Annotated in this window: 12 protein-coding genes; 3 read left to right on the top strand and 9 right to left on the bottom strand. The window is 63.9% G+C overall.

Annotated elements, in window-relative coordinates; translation table 11 throughout:
• The first annotated feature begins 128 nt into the window (after positions 1–128).
• Both CRP40_RS13260 and CRP40_RS13255 read left to right on the top strand, forming a co-directional pair.
• On the top strand, positions 129–1,985 hold the full coding sequence (locus CRP40_RS13260; protein ID WP_027913985.1) for a bifunctional O-antigen ligase/aminoglycoside phosphotransferase family protein: 1,857 nt from the start codon (positions 129–131) through the stop codon (positions 1,983–1,985).
• 1 nt (position 1,986) lies between these two features.
• Positions 1,987–3,195 (top strand): acyltransferase, encoded by a 1,209-nt coding sequence (locus CRP40_RS13255; protein WP_027913986.1) that lies wholly within the window; start codon positions 1,987–1,989, stop codon positions 3,193–3,195.
• Here CRP40_RS13255 and CRP40_RS13250 read toward each other — a convergent pair.
• The 9 genes from CRP40_RS13250 to putP all read right to left on the bottom strand — a co-directional run bounded on the left by CRP40_RS13250 (position 3,172) and on the right by putP (position 13,872).
• On the bottom strand, positions 3,172–3,810 hold the full coding sequence (locus CRP40_RS13250) for a CatB-related O-acetyltransferase (RefSeq protein WP_027913987.1): 639 nt from the start codon (positions 3,808–3,810) through the stop codon (positions 3,172–3,174). The two genes, CRP40_RS13255 and CRP40_RS13250, sit on opposite strands and share 24 nt — an antisense overlap.
• A gap of 6 nt (positions 3,811–3,816) precedes the next feature.
• Positions 3,817–4,701 carry a glycosyltransferase gene (locus CRP40_RS13245; protein ID WP_027913988.1) on the bottom strand — a complete coding sequence of 295 codons (885 nt, stop codon included), beginning with the start codon at positions 4,699–4,701 and terminating at the stop codon, positions 3,817–3,819.
• Positions 4,698–5,843 carry a glycosyltransferase gene (locus CRP40_RS13240; RefSeq protein ID WP_027913989.1) on the bottom strand — a complete coding sequence of 382 codons (1,146 nt, stop codon included), beginning with the start codon at positions 5,841–5,843 and terminating at the stop codon, positions 4,698–4,700. Before CRP40_RS13240 ends, CRP40_RS13245 begins: the two co-directional genes overlap by 4 nt.
• The gene (locus tag CRP40_RS13235) at positions 5,840–7,270 is read right to left on the bottom strand and encodes a PIG-L family deacetylase (RefSeq protein ID WP_049696763.1); all 1,431 of its coding nucleotides are present in this window, start codon (positions 7,268–7,270) and stop codon (positions 5,840–5,842) included. The genes CRP40_RS13240 and CRP40_RS13235 overlap by 4 nt, the downstream gene beginning before the upstream one ends.
• Complete coding sequence (locus CRP40_RS13230) at positions 7,267–8,163, bottom strand: antimicrobial resistance protein Mig-14 (RefSeq protein WP_027913990.1); 897 nt, start codon at positions 8,161–8,163, stop codon at positions 7,267–7,269. Before CRP40_RS13230 ends, CRP40_RS13235 begins: the two co-directional genes overlap by 4 nt.
• The gene (locus tag CRP40_RS13225) at positions 8,163–9,290 is read right to left on the bottom strand and encodes a glycosyltransferase (protein ID WP_027913991.1); all 1,128 of its coding nucleotides are present in this window, start codon (positions 9,288–9,290) and stop codon (positions 8,163–8,165) included. The genes CRP40_RS13230 and CRP40_RS13225 overlap by 1 nt, the downstream gene beginning before the upstream one ends.
• A complete protein-coding gene (locus CRP40_RS13220) occupies positions 9,274–11,031 on the bottom strand; it encodes a carbamoyltransferase (protein WP_027913992.1) in 1,758 nt (585 codons plus the stop codon). Before CRP40_RS13220 ends, CRP40_RS13225 begins: the two co-directional genes overlap by 17 nt.
• A gap of 355 nt (positions 11,032–11,386) precedes the next feature.
• Positions 11,387–12,223 carry a 23S rRNA (adenine(2030)-N(6))-methyltransferase RlmJ gene (gene rlmJ / locus CRP40_RS13215; RefSeq protein WP_027913993.1) on the bottom strand — a complete coding sequence of 279 codons (837 nt, stop codon included), beginning with the start codon at positions 12,221–12,223 and terminating at the stop codon, positions 11,387–11,389.
• A gap of 170 nt (positions 12,224–12,393) precedes the next feature.
• Entirely contained in the window at positions 12,394–13,872 is a 1,479-nt protein-coding gene (gene putP / locus CRP40_RS13210; protein ID WP_027913994.1) for a sodium/proline symporter PutP, read from the bottom strand.
• A gap of 359 nt (positions 13,873–14,231) precedes the next feature.
• Between putP and putA the strand changes: the two genes are divergently transcribed.
• The gene (gene putA, locus CRP40_RS13205; protein WP_027913995.1) at positions 14,232–18,185 is read left to right on the top strand and encodes a trifunctional transcriptional regulator/proline dehydrogenase/L-glutamate gamma-semialdehyde dehydrogenase; all 3,954 of its coding nucleotides are present in this window, start codon (positions 14,232–14,234) and stop codon (positions 18,183–18,185) included.
• Positions 18,186–18,431 lie beyond the last annotated feature (246 nt).

Here is an 18,431-nt window from a genome sequence, read left to right as displayed (position 1 = left end):
ATGGGGTGCTGACTTTACCACACGTTGGCAGCGACGTCGGACCACTCGGCCCCCGCCGCTTACCAGCAGCAATGCGCGCAAAGCTGGGGTAACATTGCCCGTTCTTTCGACCTGGGCCCTCTTTCTCCATGTTCCCAAGCAGCCTACACAACGCCGGCAACCGCTTTTTCGATTTCGTGTGCCTGTGGCTGCTGCCGGCCGGCATGCTGGCGCTGCTCGGTGCCCTGTTCTTCCTGCCCGAACGCAGCCTGCACCACAAGCTGTACTACGGCCTTTTCAGCATCCCGACCCTGCTGGCGCTATGTGTCCGGCCTCGTGAACTGAAAACCCTGTTTCGTGAACCGTTGCTGTGGCTGTTCGTGGCCTTCGCCGGCTACGCCATCCTCAGCCTGAGCTGGTCACCCTCGGCGGCGCAGGCGGACAACCTGATCAAGCGGCCCCTGCACACCCTGATGCTGTTCCTGGGCACCGGGCTGATGCTGCGTTACCGGCCCGAGGCGCTCAAGGGCCTTTTCCTGGGGGCTGCGCTACTGGCGCTGCTGGCCACGCTGCGGGACCTGACCACGTTCATGCTCACCTACACGCCAGGCAGCCGGCTGATCGGCGCAGGCGCTCTGGATAACCCGCTGCTCAGCTCGCACTTGTACGGTTTCTTCGGGACCTACTGGCTGTGGATGGCGGTCAACGGCAAGCGGGCGCTGACCGTGTCGCTGTGCATGGCGGCCTTTGCGGTCATGTTCGCCGCGGTGGTGGCCACCGGTTCCCGCACGCCCCTGGTGGCCATGACCCTGGCGGTGAACTGGATCGCCCTGCTGTGCCTGGACCGTCGTTCGATCCCCCTGTTCCTGGCCGCTCCGCTGTTCATCGCCGCAGTACTGGTGGTGGACCCGCAGTTGATCATGGCGCGCGGCGACTCGTACCGTTTCGATATCTGGCGCATTACCTGGGACCTGTTCCTCCAGCACCCGCTGATTGGCCACGGCTACGACGCGCCCTTGTCCATCGATGTCGGCGTGGGTTACCTGCTGAGCGAGCCCCACAGTTTCGTCATGGGCGTGCTGTATTACGTGGGCATCCTGGGCTTGCTGCCGTGGCTGGGCATGATCCTCTACGCGCTTTACAGCGGCTGGAAGTACCGCACCCACCCTGCCCTGCAGATGGCCTCGGCACTGCTGGTGTTCGGCATTGGTGCGGGCCTGACCGAGGGCGGCGGTATCCTGTCGCGGCCCAAGGAGCATTGGTTCCTGCTGTGGATTCCGCTGGCACTGGTCGCCGGGCTGAACATCGCCCGCCGGGGCGGCAGGCTGGTGGCGGCCAACCGCGCTCGCTTGAGCGAGGCGCAGGCCAGGCAGCTGCATGAGGGTGCCCGCATCATCGAAGAGGACGGGCTTGGGCCCAAGGTCCTGCTCCTGCAAGATGGCAGCTTCCTGAAGTTGTTCCGCCCGCGCGCCTGGTACACCGCCGGCGCCTTCTACCCCTACGCGCGCCGCTTTGCCAGAAACAGCCAGCAACTGGCACTCGAAGGCATTCCCACGCCCCCCGTCGTGGAACTGCTGAACTACGCCGATGGCACTCAGGGGGTGCGCTACATCCCCCTGGCAGGCCAGACCGTGCGCCAGGCGCTGCAGGCCTGCTCCTCGCTGGCAGCACGCAAGGCCCTGGTGCAGCGGCTTGGGCGGTTCATGGGTCAGTTGCACCAGCAAGGCGTCTACTTCCGGTCCTTGCACCTGGGCAACGTACTGCTGATGGACAACGGCGAATTTGGCCTGATCGACCTTGCCGACATGCGCCTGCTGCCTTCGCCACTGTCGGCAGACCTGCGCCAGCGCAACCTGCGCCACATGCAGCGCTACGCCGAAGACAAGCAGTGGCTGTTCGAGGAAAACGTCCAGGCCCTGCTGGAGGGCTACAGTGCAGCGGCTAGCCAGACCATGAGCCACGCCCTGCGCCAGAAGCTCGAACTGGCCCCTGGAGCGGATCGCTGACATGGGCTACCTCGCGCCGCTGCTCAGTTTCCTGGTGTTCGGCCTGGCCCTGTTGCTGGCAGGGCTGCTGCTGCGCAGCCCTTGGGTGGCGCGCCATCTGGAGCCGGTGGCGGGGCGCTGGGCCACCCTCGATGGCTTGAGGGGCTATCTGGCACTGGGGGTCTTCATCCACCATGCCGCCATTGCCTGGCATTACCAGCACACTGGCCAGATCAACATGCCACCAGAGCGCTTCTTTGCCCAGATCGGGCAAGCGAGCGTCGCCCTGTTCTTCATGATCACCGGGTTTCTGTTCTGGAGCAGGCTGGTTCGCCAGGGCCGCGCCTTCGATTGGCGGGCCTTTGCCATTTCCCGGGTCATGCGCCTGTACCCCCTGTATTTCGGCCTGCTGGCTGCGGTGCTTGTGACGGTGTTCTATCTGCAAGGCTGGGAGCTGCTGGATACGCCGACCGCGCTGGCACAACAGCTTTCAGCCTGGCTGCTGTTCCACCGTCCCGACATCAACCAGTTGGCCGGCACCGGCAACCTGATCTCGAACGTGACCTGGACCCTGAACTACGAAATCTACTTCTACCTGGCCTTGCCGTTGCTGGGCCTGATGTTCGTCTACCGCGGTACGCTCTTGAGGGCCATTGCCTGCGTGGTCGCCCTGTACCTGCTGGCAAAGCTCGTGGGCTGGGAACATGCGCTGAAGAAGAAATACCTGATGAGCTTTGCAGGCGGCATTGCGGCGGTGTACTGGGTACGCAGCCCGAGGCTGGTGCAATGGGCCAAGGGCAGGTACGGCACCTGGATGGCCATCGGCTTGCTGGTGCTGGTGATGACAGTGCTGCACAAGACCTTCGCGGTATTCCCGCTGCTGCTGCTGAGCCTCGTGTTCTGCATCATCGTCTCTGGCAACGACCTGCTGGGCGCCCTGGCCCTGCGCAGTGCCCGCTGGCTGGGTGAAATCAGTTACAGCCTCTACCTGCTCCATGGGCTGGTGCTGTGGTGGCTCGCCTATCGCCTCTACCCCTCTTACGGGTTCACCTACGACGACCACGGGGCATTCATGGCCGTGATCGCCATCGCCTGCACCGTCCTGGTGGTCTTGAGCAGCGCCACGTTCCTCATACTGGAAAAGCCGGGGATCGCCCTGGGCAAGCGCCTGGCTCAGCGCCGGCAGACCAAGCCTGACAACCTGAAGTCAGGTTCGACCCGCCAGGCCTGAGGCGCGCTGCTCGGCATAGGCGAGAAACGCCTGGATATCATCGCTGCACAGCTTGCCCACCACGTGGGCAAGCTCAGCAGGTGGCCAGTCCCACCAGGCGCTGGCCAGCAGTTGCACGCGTACCGCTTCCGGGAATCGCCAGCGCACGACGCTGGCCGGGTTGCCGCCGACCACCGCGTAAGCGGGTACATCCCGCGTCACCACGGCCCCAGCGGCCACGATGGCGCCACTGCCAATGTTCACCCCCGACAGGATCGTGCAGTTGGAGCACAGCCACACGTCGTTTCCGATGGTCACATCCCCGCGGCTGAAGGCATAGCCCTCTATGACCGATGCCTCGGGCAGCATGGCCGGGAATGGGTAAGTGGTGACCCAGTCGGCCCGATGATGCCCGCCAAGGAAAATCTGCACGCCTTCGGCAATCGAGCAATAGGCGCCGATGCGCAGCGTCGTGCCCTCTTGCCAGTCATGCACCTCGGGCACGCCATAGCTGCCCACGCCGAAAGCGTACTGGGGGTAACGCGCGGCAAATCGCGCCTGCCCGCGCTCGATGGCCGGCAGCTTGCGAATCGCCCGCTTGGCCCGTTTTTCCCGGTAGCGCGATAGCCAGCCCATGGCCCTTCAGCCCTTTTCCAAGGACGAGAAGAACAACCGCCCCAGCCCGCGCCAGGTCTTGCGCGTATAGGCGCGCAGTGGAATCTGCGCCAGCAGTTCGCGGGCCAGCTTGCGGTCACGGTTGGCCACCTTGAGGAACATCGAGTTCAGCGCCTTGAACTTGACCTGCTCGTAGGCCGGGTGATCCTTGAACTTGGCATAGGTACGCAGGATGTTGTCGATCATGAATCGGTGGTTCTTGTACGAGTTGCTGGCATGTTTGCGGTAGCGCGCCATGACCACGCTCAGGCCATCGATGAAGTACCCGGCATGGGTCACCTTCAGTTCGATCAGCAGGTCTTCCAGGCGGATATCCGGGTCGAAACCGCCCACCTTCTCCAGCGCCTCGCGGCGGATCAGCAGCGTGGGCGCAGGTGGGTAGGGTTTGCGTTCCAGGAACATGTCCTCGAAGTCCAGGCGCCTGAACGGAACCTCGCGGCGCTGCCGCGCTTCGGGGAACAGCTCACCCTGGGAATCGATGAGCTCGATGTTGCCAGCGCAGATACCCACTTCGGGCTTGTCGGCCATGTACTGGACCTGGATCGCGATGCGATCCGGCATCATGATGTCGTCGGACCCGAACGGCGCGATCAGCGTGCCCCTGGCCCGCGCAATGGCCTCGTTGAGCGTGTGGGTCAGGCCTTTGTTGCGCTGCACGCGAAAATCGAAGCCATGTTGCGCCTGCAGACGCTCGATACGCTCGACGCTGTCATCGGTCGAGCCGTCGTCCACCACCAGCAGCTCGATGTGCGGGTAGGTCTGGTTCAATACGCTGAGAATGCTCTGCTCGATGTAAGGGCCATGGTTGTACGATGCAATGATCACCGTGACCAGGGTTGGGTCCGCACTCATTTCGGCTCCTTGGCAGCCAAGCCCGACTCGATCAGCGCCAGGTATTGCTCACGGAACACGTCGATGTCGTGGTGTTGATTGAGGTAGTGGTAGGCCTGCTCGCCCTTGGCATGCAACGCCGCGTCATCCAGCGCCAGGTAGCGGTCCAGGGCCGTGGTCAGGCTGTCAACGTCCGCGGGCTTGACCACCTCGCCGCCCGCGCCGGTAATCAGCGGCAACATGGCCGGCACGTCGCTGGCGATGACCGGCAAGCGCCCGCTCATGCCTTCGAGCAGGGCAAGGCCAAGGCCTTCGGCTAGCGATGGCATGGCCCAGATGTCGAAGGCACGGACGTAGCGCAGGGCGTTGTCACGAAAGCCCAGCAGGTGCGCCCTGCCCGTCAGCCCCAGGCGATCGATCTCAGCCTGCAGGCGCGCCTGCTCACGACCAGCACCGATGATCGCCAGCTGCGCGGTGGGGTACTTGTCCTTCAGGGCGGCAAGCGCCTGGATCAGGTAGGTATGGCCTTTGACCGGCACCAGGCGGCCCAGCGCCCCGACCATGCGAACGTTCTGGGCCAGGCCAAGTTGCGTACGGGCCTCGGCCTTGTCCAGCTGCAACGCCTGGGCCTGATCCGTGTCGATGGCGTTGGTGATGGCGTGGGTGTTGGCATCGGTGAAACCGCAGGTGCAATCCAGCAGGTACTGCTTGACTGCCGGCGACACGCCTACGAACTGCCAATGCCCGTCGATCAGGCGCTGGGTCTGACGACGGCGGTAGGCGCGGTCGTACTCGCCGAAGCCATGGGAAATGCCGATGCACAACGGGATCTTCAACCAGCGGTTGAGCTGCAACAGCATGTTCACAGGCTTGAAGCGGTTGCAGATCACCACGTCGAAGCGTTCGCGCCGGCAGTACCGGTAGAGCTGCCACAAGGCCTTGAGACGCATGCCCTTGAGCGCACTGTCGCTGAAGTCGAAGTACACCGAATGGTCGGCGCGGCTGACCGGTTGGCCAGGCGCAGGCCGGCCCTTGAGAAAGGCCATGGTCGTTTCGAACCGATCCGCTGGCAGCGCCTTGAAGATCTGCTCGGCCAGGTCGGCGAAATCGTGCTGCTTGATGTTGTAGTCCGGTTGCAGTTGCAGGACTTTGAAACGCTTCATACGTTTTCCCGATGTACACCCTGGTGGCGGTCCGTCAGAACCCAGAACAGCTCGTGGCGACGCACGGCCTTGCGGAAAAATTCGTTCTCGCCGTAAGGCGAACTGCGCCGGCCTGCCAGCCAGCGCTGGATCACCCGTCGCACTCGGCGCTTGAAGGGCGGGCGGGGCTGCAGGTCGTGCATCATGCCCAGAGCCATGGCCTTGTCCAGTTGCAGAGGACGGTCCAGCACCAAGGTGCACGGCTGCCCGACCGACAACGCGTGGGTGACCGGCGGCAAGGCCACGCCTGCACCGCTGTCGCCCATGGGCCAGCGGTCGTTGTCGTGCAGGTGATTGGCATAGCCCAGCAGGATCTCGGGTTGCCACGGCAGGCCCTGCAACGCTTCCTGCAGGGCTTGCTGGGCAGCCACGTGGTCAGGGTGCGGATCGAGCACCGGGTGCGGCATCACGATCACTTCCGGACGCGCCTGTTGTATCAACGCGCGCACGTCGGCCAGCAGGTTGTGCCAAGTCGGGACGCCGTCGTCGCCGGGCAGAGGCAACGCGTTGAGGGTACGGAAGGGGCGCGTGTCGGCCATGTCCGCTTCACGCGAGCCGAAGGGGGTCGTCGGTGCCTGCCGCATGGCCGGCAATTGCAGGCAGAAATAGCCCAACTGCACGCAGCGCTCTTGCGCAACGCCTGCCCAGCGAGGCACCGCGATACTGTCCCAGGCGCGCAAGCGCCCTTTGAGGCGCGCAGCCTCGACAGATGACAGGCCCATGGCCTGGTAGTGCTCGGCCTCGATTTCGCCAGCGGTCAGGGTCACGATCCAGGCTTCGTCTGCCTGGCTGTACAGGCCGTAGGCGGCAAGTTCGGCATCATCGGCATGGGGCGCGATGACCATCACCCGCTTACGACGTAGGTCTGGCTGCTGGAACATCCACAGGCGCGGCTGGCCCACCAGCCGGCAGAAGCGCCCGCGCAAGGTGATCTGGCCCTGACGCAGCGCCGTGTCGAGCCCAGTCAGGTTGAGGTAGCGCTTGCCGCGAACACCGCGCTCGAACACCTGCAGGTCTTCGCCACCTGCGCCTTCGATGGACACGCCGGGGTCAAGAAACCTGCCCAGCAGGGCGCAACGCAGCTCAACCTGCAGCACCCACGTGGCGCCTTCTGCGACGGGCAATGCAGGTAGCTGCAAGCGGCCGTCCTTCAAGCTCACGCCCGCCACTTCATCGGCCTCATCGAAGGCGTAGGTGTAGTCGTCGGCCGGGGTGTAGAACAGATGATCGGCCAGCCATGCCTCGTGGGCCACCCACAGCAGCGGCAGCAGCAACAACGGCAGCCACCAGGTGACCAAACCCAGCGCAATCAACGCCGCCAGGGCCACCAGGAGCGCGAGGCGCTTGTTGCGCCGGTGGCGCTTTAGCAACTGCTGCTTGCGGCTCACGCCTGGTACACCGGCACGGGGTGGCACCAGCGGTCCTTGTACTCGCGGTCGGCACGGCCGAACGAGAACCGCAATGGCTTGTTGCGCGCGCGGGCGTCTTCCCAGGCGGCCTGGGTGTTGAGGAAACTCAACACGCTGCCGGGGCTGAACGCCTTGGTCTCGGGGTCGACGCCGCCATTGACGTATTCGACGCTGATCCACTCAGGCGCCTCGACGCGGTACACCAGCTGGATGGCGATAGGCTTGTTTTCGAGCAGCAGGACCGAGCCGATCAGCAGGTCCCGCAGCCGCGCGATCACGTCGCCCATGCGCTCGGCGCCGGTGGCTGCGAACCCCCAGCGACGCTGGAAAAGGTCGCAATACATGGCGGCGATGGTAGCGGCATCGAAGTCGCTGATCGGCCGCACCACGCCACCGGCTTCTTCCAGTAACCGCAGCTCACGGCGCTGGTTGTAACGGAATTTCTTCGACAGGTCTTCGGGCGCACGGGCCATCGCCAGCTGTTCTTTCTGCGCCTTGAGACCAACAAAGCGGCCCTGGTTCAGCTCGGACAGGTAGCGTGCGCCATGGCGCAGCGGCGCAGCGGCGTCGGCCGCCGCCGGCAGGATGATTTCGGCATTGCCCAGGTCAAACAACGCCTTCTTGCCGCTGCGCTTGAGCACGTCCTTGGACAGCGCCAGGTGGCGCCCCCAGGTGGGAATGGCTGCCTTGAGCTCCCCGCCCTGATGCCAGGCCAGGTAACGCACGGGGATCTGCGCCAGGTCCGCCAACTGCGAGACCACCAGGGGATGAGTGGCGACACTGCCGCCGAAACGCGCCCAGGCCTGGGCATAGGTTTGCGCGTCAATGACTTGCCAGCCACGCTCGCGCAGGGCTTTTACATGATTGAACATCAGGCCCCCACCAACGCGCGAACCTGGGGCAGTTGCCAGAAGGTATCGCGCACCGCCTGGTCCGAGAAACGCTCGCGCAGGCGTTCGAGCATATGCTCGGCGCACGCCTGGCGTTGCGAGTCGTCCAGCGCAGCCATGCGTTCGAGGCCTTGCGCCAGCTGGCTGGCCTCGCCCAGTGGGAACAGCATGCCGACACCCTCGACCACTTCCCGCGCGCCGCCACAGGCCGTGGCCAGCACCGGGACGCCAGCGACCATGGCTTCGAGCAGGACCATGCCGAAAGGCTCATGGTCGGAACTCAAGGCGAACACGTCGAAGGCCTGGAAATAGCGACGCGCATCGGGCACCTGCCCCAGGAAGTCGACCTGATCGGCAACGCCCAGCTCGCGGGCCAGGGCCTTCAGTTTGGGTTCCAGGCGGCCCTTGCCCAGGATGGCCAGGCGCGCACCACCCGGCAAGGCCGGCAATGCCTGGGCAAAGCCGCGCAGCAAGGTGGCCTGGTCCTTGTCCGGGTGCAACCGACCGACGTTGCCCACCACCCAGGCCTGCGCATCCAGCCCCAAGGCTTCGCGTGCCTCGGCACGCGGCACCAGGGCAGCTTGCAGGGCCGCGATGTCGATGCGGTTGTACAGCGTCTGGATGCGCTCGGCGGGCCACTGCGCCAGGCAGCGGCGCATGTCGTCGCGCACTGCGTCGGATACACCCAGCAGGCTCAAGCGCTTGCTGAACAGGTTGGCGAACAGGCGCCGGCCTTTGCGCTCATAGTCGCCAAAGGCATGGTGCACGCCTATCACCGGTAACCGGGTGCCGAGCAAGGCGACGTAGATCGGCTTGAAGCGGTGAGCTATGCAGAATGCGAAGTTGCGCTGGGCCGCGACCTTGCGCAACGCCCGAATCGCGCCAAGCTTCAGGCCACGGACCGCCTTGGAGCTGAACTCCAGAAACAGCACTTCATCCGACGCACAGCCGGCCGCCACCTGCGGGTCGGCTGCGCCGGTCAGAAACACGGTCGTAACCTTGTAGCCGCTGCCCTCGAACAGGCTGGCGTATTGACGGGCACAATCCAGGAAAGGCCCATCATAGCCATGGCAGAACTGCAGGATGCGCGGTTCAGAGCGGCTGTTCATAGGCGGCAGCGCCGTCCTTGACGACAAGGATGTCTTCCATGATCAGGTACTGCAGATCCGAGCCGAAGAACATGTTCAGGGCATCGGTCGGCGAGCAGATCATCGGTTCGCCCCGGCGATTGAGCGAGGTATTCAGCGAGACGCCATTGCCGGTCAGGTCTTCGAGCGCCTTCATCATGTCGTAGTAGCGCGGGTTGTATTCGCGCTTGAGCACTTGGGCACGGGAGGTGCCGTCCTCATGGACCACTTCTGGCACGCGGGTTTTCCATTCTTCAGCCACTTCGAAGGTGAAGGTCATGAATGGCGCCGGATGGTCGACCTTGATCATTTGCGGGGCGACCGTATCGAGCATGGACGGGCAGAAGGGTCTCCAGCGCTCACGGAACTTGATCTGCTCGTTGATGCGGTTGGCAACGCCCGGCACGCTCGGGCAGCCAATGATCGAGCGACCACCCAGGGCACGCGGGCCGAACTCCATGCGGCCCTGGAACCAGGCCACCGGGTTGCCATCGACCATGATCTTGGCGATGCGCTGCGGCATGTCGTCGAGCTTGCGCCATTTCGGGGCGTTGGGATGACGAGCACAGGCCGCGATCACATCTTCGTTGGAGTAGGACGGGCCAAGGTAGACGTGCTCCATCTTCTCGACCGGCACGCCGCGGGCGTGGGACACGTAGGCTGCCGCGCCCACTGCCGTACCGGCGTCACCGGAGGCCGGCTGCACGAACAGCTCCTTCACATCGGAACGGGCAATGATCTTCTGGTTGAGTTTCACGTTCAGCGCACAACCGCCGGCGAACGCCAGCTTGCCGGTTTCGCGCAGGGTATCGCCCAGGTAGTGGTCGATCATCTGCAGGGCGATCTTCTCGAACAGCGCCTGCATGCTGGCTGCGTAATGGATGTACGGCTCGTCGGCGATGTCGCCTTCGCGCTTGGGCCCCAGCCACTCGATCAGCTTGGGCGAGAAGTAGAAGCCCTTGCCTTTTTCCTTGTAGCGACGCAAGCCGATGACGTTGGCGTAATCGGTGTTGATCACCAACTCGCCGTTTTCGAAACTGGCCAGGCGCGAGAAGTCATATTTGCTGGCATCGCCGTACGGCGCCATGCCCATGACCTTGAACTCACCGTCGAGCATTTCGAAACCGAGGAATTCGGTAATAGCGCCGTACAGGCCACCCAGGGAATCCGGATCGAAGAACTCCTTGATCTTGTGGATCTTGCCGTTCTCGCCGTAGCCGAAGAAGGTGGTGGCGTACTCGCCTTTGCCGTCGATGCCCAGGATCGCGGTCTTTTCCTTGAAGCCCGAGCAGTGGTAGGCGCTGGAGGCATGAGCCAAGTGATGTTCCACGGGCTCGATCTTGACCTTTTTCGGGTCGAAGCCCAGCTGCTCCAGACACCAGACGATCTTCTTGCGGTAGCGCTTGTAGCGGCGGTTGCCCATCAGGATCGCGTCGAGGGCGCGGTCCGGTGCGTACCAGTAGCGCTTGGCGTAGTGCCAGCGCGCCTTGCCGAACAGGCTGATGGGCGCGAACGGGATGGCAATGACATCGACGTCGGCGGGCTTGATGCCGGCTTGTTCCAGGCAGAACTTCGCCGATTCGTAGGGCATGCGGTTTTTCGCATGCTTGTCGCGCACGAAACGCTCTTCTTCGGCGGCGGCAATCAGCTTGCCGTCGATGTACAGGGCCGCGGAAGGGTCATGGCTGAGGGCGCCGGACAGGCCAAGAATCGTCAATGCCAAGGGATAGGCCTCTTCATTCGGTAGAGATGCGCCAGCGGCCCGGTGGGCGGGTGGCGGCTAAAAGGCGGGATTATAACGCAAAGCGCAGCGTACGCATGCCTCTGCAAAGGCTACGCCTTCGGCCACGGCACAAACTCCACAAGCACGGCAACCGCGCAACTTGTCCATCACGCGGTCACTGTGGGAGCGCCCTAGCGCCGCGATGGGCCGCAAAGCGGCCCCTGCACTACGCGCTGCGAAGCTGAAACCCTGCGGCCACTTTGCGGCCCATCGCTGACTAGGCCGCTCCACGCTCTGTGGGGCTACTCACTCAGGCGTCACGCGGCCTGTGTGGAGCAGCCTCGCCGGGGCGGCCTTATTCGGCGATCAGCCAGTCCATGCGATAGCTGCCTTCGGTCTGCGCCAACTCCCGGGCGAGCCAGGGCAGCAGCTCCTTGAGTTCATCTTCCAGCCCCCAAGGCGGGTTGGCGATGGCAAGCCCAGATCCATTGAGGCCTTGCGGGCTGTCCTGGTGATGCACATACAGCTCGACGCGCAGCAGCTTGGGCGCCCCAGTGCTGGTAAGGTCCTGGTAGAAACGGGTCAGCGACCGCTGGTCCTTGATGGGGTACCAGATGGCCGCCACCGTCTGGCGCATCCGACCAATGGCTTCCTTCATCGCGGCTGTGCAACGCTTGAGTTCATCGGCCTGCTCGAACGGCGGATCGATGAGCATGACCGCGCGTTTTTCCTGCACGGGCAACAAGGCGCGCGGCACGTGCCAGCCCTCGCCCAGGTGCACGAACACGCGCGGATCCTTCTTCATGTTTTCCTTGAGCAGCGGCCCGTCCTCCGGGTGCTTCTCGTTGAGCAAGGCGCGGTCCTGCTGACGCATCAGGCGACGCGCCAATTCAGGTGAACCCGGGTAGTAGCGCAGCTCGCCGTCTGCGTTCAGACGCTTGATGACGCGCAGGTAATCGGCGGTCATGGCCGGCAGGTCGTCACGGTTCCACAGCCGCGCGACCCCCTCGAGGTACTCACCGGTCCGGCTCGCCTGGTCACCCTTGAGGTCGTACAGCCCCAGCCCGGCATGGGTGTCGAGGTAGGCGAACGGTTGCTCCTTGCGCGACATCAGGGCGATGAGGCGGGTCAGCACGATATGTTTGAGAACGTCGGCATGGTTGCCGGCATGGAAGGCGTGACGATAGTTCATGGCAACTCCTGCGCAGAGCGCAAGTTTACCCTGCCTGGCAAACGACGTCAGGCCTGACGGTCGTCAGAAAACAACGAACCCGCTACCGCAGTGCAGCACGAACCTTTGAAGGCCGTGCGGACACTGCAGGAGCGGGCCCGTCTTTCAGCTAGCAGCGCGCCTTGGCGCTGTCACTTGTCAGCGTGATACGCCGCATCAGCCGTCTCGAAGCGGCTCACCATCGCCTGCGAAGGACGGCCCAGCTTGCTCACCAGGACGATGGCGATGCTGGCGAACAGGAAGCCAGGGATGATTTCGTACAGCCCCATGGTGTCGAAGCTTTTCCACAGGATCACGGTCAGTGCACCCACCACGATACCGGCCAGCGCGCCATTGCGCGTCATGCCCTTCCACAGCACCGAGATCAGCACGACAGGGCCGAACGCAGCACCGAAGCCCGCCCAGGCGTAGGCCACCAGGCCCAGCACGCGGTTTTCAGGGTTGGCAGCCATGGCGATGGCGATCAGGGCCACGGCCAGTACCATCAGACGACCGACCCACACCAATTCTCGCTGGGAGGCATTCTTGCGCAGGAAGGCCTTGTAGAAGTCTTCGGTCAGCGCACTCGAGCACACCAGCAGCTGGCAGCTCAGGGTACTCATCACCGCCGCCAGGATGGCCGACAGCAGGACACCGGCGACCCACGGGTTGAACAGGATCTTCGCCAGCTCGATGAACACGCGCTCGTGGTTTTCGTTCACCGGCCCGGCCACCTCAGGGTGGGCCGAGAAATAGGCGATGCCGAAGAACCCAACGGCGCAGGTACCGGCCAGGCACAGGATCATCCAGGTCATGGAAATACGGCGCGCCTTGGCGATGGACTTCACCGAATCGGCCGCCATGAAGCGCGCCAGGATATGTGGCTGACCGAAGTAGCCCAGCCCCCAGCCCATCAGCGAAATGATCCCGATGAAGCTGGCGCCCTTGAGCATGTCGAAGTGGGCCGGGTTGACGGCCTCGATCGCGGCGAAGGTCTGGTCTAAGCCGCCGGTGGAGATCAGCACGATCACCGGGGTCAGGATCAGCGCGAAGATCATCAGCGACGCCTGGACCGTGTCGGTCCAGCTCACGGCCAGGAAGCCTCCGACGAAGGTGTAGATGATGGTGGCGGCTGCCCCTGCCCACAGCGCTGTCTCATAAGACATGCCGAAGGTGCTCTCGAACAGGCGAGCACCGGCCACGATGCCAGAGGCGCAATAAATGGTGAAGAACACCAGGATGACGATGGCCGAGATGATCCGCAGCAGGCCGCTCTTGTCCTCGAAACGGCTGGAGAAGTAGTCCGGCAGGGTGAGCGCATCGCCGTTGTGCTCGGTCTGCACGCGCAGGCGCCCGGCGACGAACAGCCAGTTCAGGTAGGCGCCGACGGTAAGGCCGATGGCAATCCAGACTTCTGACAGACCCGCGAAGTAGATGGCGCCGGGCAGGCCCATCAGCAGCCAGCCACTCATGTCGGATGCACCGGCCGACAATGCGGTGACCACGCTGCCGAGGCTGCGGCCGCCGAGAATATAGTCGGAAAGGTTCTTGGTGGCGCGGTAGGCAGCGAAGCCGATCAGCACCATTGCTGCGATGTAGACCACGAATGTGATCGTTAAGGGATTACCCATGTGTTGGCCCTGGCGTTTGTTGTTATCTCATGCGCACCCACATCGTTGGTGGTTGCACCCAGGCGGCAGATGCTATTCAACAACGTAAATCCGGTGCAACCATTTTTCACTGTGAAGTTGCACCCAAGTATGCATTTTCAGACAAAGCCTCGTTTTTGCTCCCTAATGGGGCAGATGAGGCTCTTTTTTAGAACAAATCCTTCCTCGCCTGACGCTTTGACCCTCACTGAAAACGACAGCCTGACGAGTTGCACCTTATTCACGACATTTTAGGGTTGCACCTGGTTGCACCCGCGTTTTCCTGAAGATAATCTTGTCGCCAGCTTAAGCCACACTCGTGGCAATAATGAGGATAAGAAATGGCGACGACCACCCTTGGGGTCAAACTCGACGACCCTACCCGTGAACGACTCAAGGCCGCTGCGCTGTCCGTGGACCGCACGCCGCACTGGTTGATCAAGCAAGCGATCTTCAGCTACCTGGAGAAGCTCGAGGGTGGCGCGACCCTGACCGAAATCAATGGCCAGACCCTCGGCCTGAACGATGAAGCCGGCGACGTGCAGCCCGAGCAGGGTCACCAGAGCTTCATGGAGTTCGCCGAAAGCATCCTGCCGCAGTCGGTGCTGCGCTCGGCCATTACCGCCGCCTACCGTCGGCCCGAGCAGGAGATGGTGCCGATGCTGCTGGAGCAGGCGCGCCTGAGCGCTCCGCTTGCCGACGCGGCCAACAAGATGGCTGCCGGCATCGCCGAGAAGCTGCGCAACCAGAAGAGCACCGGGGGCCGGGCCGGCATCGTTCAAGGCCTGCTGCAGGAATTCTCGTTGTCGTCGCAGGAAGGCGTGGCACTGATGTGCCTGGCCGAAGCGCTGCTGCGCATTCCCGACAAAGGCACCCGCGACGCCCTTATCCGCGACAAGATCAGCACCGGCAACTGGCAGCCGCACCTGGGCAACAGCCCGTCGCTGTTCGTCAATGCCGCCACCTGGGGCCTGTTGCTAACGGGCAGGCTGGTAAGCACCCACAACGAATCGGGCCTGACCTCCTCGCTGACCCGCATCATCGGCAAGAGCGGCGAGCCGATGATCCGCAAGGGCGTGGACATGGCCATGCGCCTGATGGGCGAGCAGTTCGTCACGGGCGAAACCATTGCCGAAGCACTGGCCAACGCCACGCGTTTCGAGTCCAAGGGCTTCCGTTATTCCTATGACATGCTCGGTGAAGCGGCACTCACCGAGCACGATGCCCAGAAGTACCTGGCATCCTATGAGCAAGCCATCCACTCGATCGGCAAGGCATCCAACGGCCGCGGCATCTATGAAGGCCCGGGCATCTCGATCAAGCTCTCGGCCCTGCACCCACGCTACAGCCGTGCCCAGTACGAGCGGGTGATGGAAGAGCTGTACCCGCGCCTGCTGTCGCTGACCCTGCTGGCCAAGCAATACGACATCGGCCTGAACATCGATGCCGAGGAAGCCGACCGCCTTGAGCTGTCCCTCGACCTGCTCGAGCGCCTGTGCTTCGAGCCTGCACTGGCCGGCTGGAACGGTATCGGTTTCGTCATCCAGGCGTACCAGAAGCGCTGCCCGTATGTGATCGACTACGTGATCGACCTGGCCAAGCGCAGCCGCCACCGCCTGATGATCCGCCTGGTAAAAGGCGCCTACTGGGACAGCGAAATCAAGCGTGCCCAAGTCGAAGGCCTGGAGGGCTACCCGGTCTACACGCGCAAGGTCTACACCGACGTGTCCTACGTCGCCTGCGCCCGCAAGCTGCTGGCCGTACCCGAGGCCATCTACCCGCAGTTCGCCACGCACAACGCCCATACCCTGTCGGCCATCTACCAGATCGCCGGGCAGAACTACTACCCCGGCCAGTACGAGTTCCAGTGCCTGCACGGCATGGGTGAGCCGCTGTACGAACAGGTGGTCGGCAAGATCGCCGATGGCAAGCTGAACCGCCCTTGCCGCGTGTATGCACCGGTCGGCACCCATGAAACCCTGCTGGCCTACCTGGTTCGTCGCCTGCTGGAAAACGGCGCGAACACCTCGTTCGTCAACCGCATCGCCGACCAATCCATTTCCATCCAGGAACTGGTCGCCGACCCGGTCACCAGCATCGAGCGCATGGGTACCCAGGAAGGCCGCATCGGCTTGCCACACCCCCGCATTCCACTGCCGCGTGACCTGTACGGCACCGAGCGGGCCAACTCCGCCGGCATCGACATGGCCAACGAGCACCGTCTGGCTTCGCTGTCCTGCGCCATGCTGGCCACCGCCAACAACGACTGGAAAGCCGGCCCGCTGCTGGCCTGCACCGCCAGTGACAGTGCGGCAACGCCGGTTCTGAACCCTGCCGATCACCGCGATGTGGTCGGCCACGTTCAGGAAGCGACCGTTGCAGACGTCGACAATGCCATCCAGTGCGCACTCAACGCAGCGCCCATCTGGCAGGCCACCCCGCCAGCCGAGCGCGCCGCCATCCTGGAACGCACGGCCGACCTGATGGAAGCCGAGATCCAGCCCCTGATGGGTCTGTTGATCCGCGAAGCCGGCAAGACCTTCGCCAACGCCATCGCCGAAGTGCGCGAAGCCGTCGACTTCCTGCGCTACTACGCCGTCCAGGCGCGCAACGACCTGAGCAACGATGCCCACCGCCCATTGGGCCCTGTGGTGTGCATCAGCCCTTGGAACTTCCCGCTGGCGATCTTCACCGGCCAGGTAGCCGCAGCCTTGGCCGCCGGCAACCCGGTACTGGCCAAGCCTGCCGAGCAAACCCCGCTGATCGCCGCCCAGGCGGTGCGCCTGCTGCTCGAAGCCGGCATTCCGGAAGGTGTCCTGCAACTGCTGCCGGGCCGCGGCGAAACCGTCGGTGCTGGGCTGGTGGGTGACGAGCGCGTCAAAGGCGTGATGTTCACAGGCTCCACCGAAGTGGCGCGCCTGTTGCAACGCAACGTGGCGGGTCGCCTGGATAACCAGGGTCGCCCAGTGCCATTGATCGCCGAAACCGGCGGCCAGAACGCGATGATCGTCGACTCCTCGGCCCTGACCGAGCAGGTGGTGATCGATGTCGTGTCCTCGGCCTTCGACAGTGCCGGCCAGCGTTGCTCCGCCCTGCGCGTACTGTGCCTGCAGGAAGACTCCGCCGACCGCGTGATCGAGATGCTCAAGGGCGCCATGGCCGAAAGCCGGCTCGGTTGCCCGGACCGGCTGGCCGTGGACATCGGCCCGGTGATCGACGCTGAAGCCAAGGCTGGCATCGAGAAGCACATTCAGGGCATGCGCGAGAAAGGCCGCTCGGTCTATCAGGTGGCGATTGCCGACAGTGCCGAGATCAAGCGTGGCACCTTCGTGATGCCAACCCTGATCGAACTGGACAGCCTCGACGAGCTCAAGCGCGAGATCTTCGGCCCCGTCCTGCACGTGGTGCGCTACAACCGCCGCAACCTGGACCAGTTGATCGAGCAGATCAACAATTCGGGGTACGGCCTGACCCTGGGTGTGCACACGCGTATCGACGAAACCATCGCCAAGGTGGTCGAGTCGGCCCATGCCGGCAACATGTACGTCAACCGCAACATCGTCGGCGCCGTCGTAGGTGTACAGCCGTTCGGTGGCGAAGGCCTGTCGGGCACTGGCCCGAAAGCCGGCGGTCCGCTGTACCTGTACCGCCTGCTGTCGACCCGCCCGGCGGACGCCATCGGCAGCCACTTCCAGCACCAGGACGGCGAAGCCAAGCCAGACCGCGCACTGCACGAGCAGTTGGTCAAGCCGCTCCACGCGCTGAAGGCGTGGGCCGAGAGCAATCAGCTGTCCGACCTTGCCGTGCTGTGCAGCCAGTTCGCCAGCCAGTCGCAGAGCGGTATCGCCCGTCTGCTGCCAGGCCCGACCGGCGAGCGCAACACCTACACCATCCTGCCGCGCGAACACGTGCTGTGCCTGGCTGACAACGAAGCCGACCTGCTGGCGCAGTTCGCTGCGGTGCTCGCGGTAGGCAGCTCGGCGGTGTGGGCCGACGGCGAACCGGGCAAGGCCCTGCGCGCCCGACTGCCCCGTGACTTGCAGGCCAAGGTGAAGCTGGTACCCGACTGGAACAAGGACGAAGTGGCGTTCGATGCCGTGATCCATCACGGCGATTCGGACCAGCTGCGCAGCGTCTGCCAGCAGGTGGCCAAGCGTGCCGGTGCCATCGTCGGGGTACACGGCTTGTCCAGCGGCGATCATCAGATTGCACTGGAGCGCTTGGTCATCGAGCGTGCGGTGAGTGTGAACACTGCGGCGGCTGGGGGTAACGCCAGCTTGATGACCATCGGCTAACGCTGAAGGTCGAAGAAAAGGGAGAGCTCGGGCTCTCCCTTTTTTATGGTCGCCATCTTGCCGCAGTGACAACCTGGCTAAGCAGCGGCGCCCGTCCAATAGCGGTGGTGTGACCCGTGGTATCGCAAGTGGCTTGCGGCACCACGGGCTTTACTTTTCTCACGCCATATCACCCAGACCTATTAACCTGTCCTCGCCATCCAACCCGCTTCTACACTCGCAGCATTGTGCCCCAGGACCGCCGTC

It is taken from the genome of Pseudomonas sp. URMO17WK12:I9, assembly GCF_900230165.1.
Classification (GTDB): Bacteria; Pseudomonadota; Gammaproteobacteria; order Pseudomonadales; family Pseudomonadaceae; genus Aquipseudomonas; species Aquipseudomonas fulva.
The sequence above is the reverse complement of the archived record's forward strand: the minus strand, read 5'-3'. Positions and strand labels throughout refer to the sequence as shown.

Excerpts from the sequence above, each read along its gene's own strand:
- CRP40_RS13260 (WP_027913985.1), top strand. The coding sequence starts at position 129 with ATGTTCCCAAGCAGCCTACACAACGCCGGCAACCGCTTTTTCGATTTC.
- CRP40_RS13255 (WP_027913986.1), top strand. The coding sequence starts at position 1,987 with ATGGGCTACCTCGCGCCGCTGCTCAGTTTCCTGGTGTTCGGCCTGGCC.
- CRP40_RS13250 (WP_027913987.1), bottom strand. The coding sequence starts at position 3,810 with ATGGGCTGGCTATCGCGCTACCGGGAAAAACGGGCCAAGCGGGCGATT.
- CRP40_RS13245 (WP_027913988.1), bottom strand. The coding sequence starts at position 4,701 with ATGAGTGCGGACCCAACCCTGGTCACGGTGATCATTGCATCGTACAAC.
- CRP40_RS13240 (WP_027913989.1), bottom strand. The coding sequence starts at position 5,843 with ATGAAGCGTTTCAAAGTCCTGCAACTGCAACCGGACTACAACATCAAG.
- CRP40_RS13230 (WP_027913990.1), bottom strand. The coding sequence starts at position 8,163 with ATGTTCAATCATGTAAAAGCCCTGCGCGAGCGTGGCTGGCAAGTCATT.
- CRP40_RS13225 (WP_027913991.1), bottom strand. The coding sequence starts at position 9,290 with ATGAACAGCCGCTCTGAACCGCGCATCCTGCAGTTCTGCCATGGCTAT.
- rlmJ (WP_027913993.1), bottom strand. The coding sequence starts at position 12,223 with ATGAACTATCGTCACGCCTTCCATGCCGGCAACCATGCCGACGTTCTC.
- putP (WP_027913994.1), bottom strand. The coding sequence starts at position 13,872 with ATGGGTAATCCCTTAACGATCACATTCGTGGTCTACATCGCAGCAATG.
- putA (WP_027913995.1), top strand. The coding sequence starts at position 14,232 with ATGGCGACGACCACCCTTGGGGTCAAACTCGACGACCCTACCCGTGAA.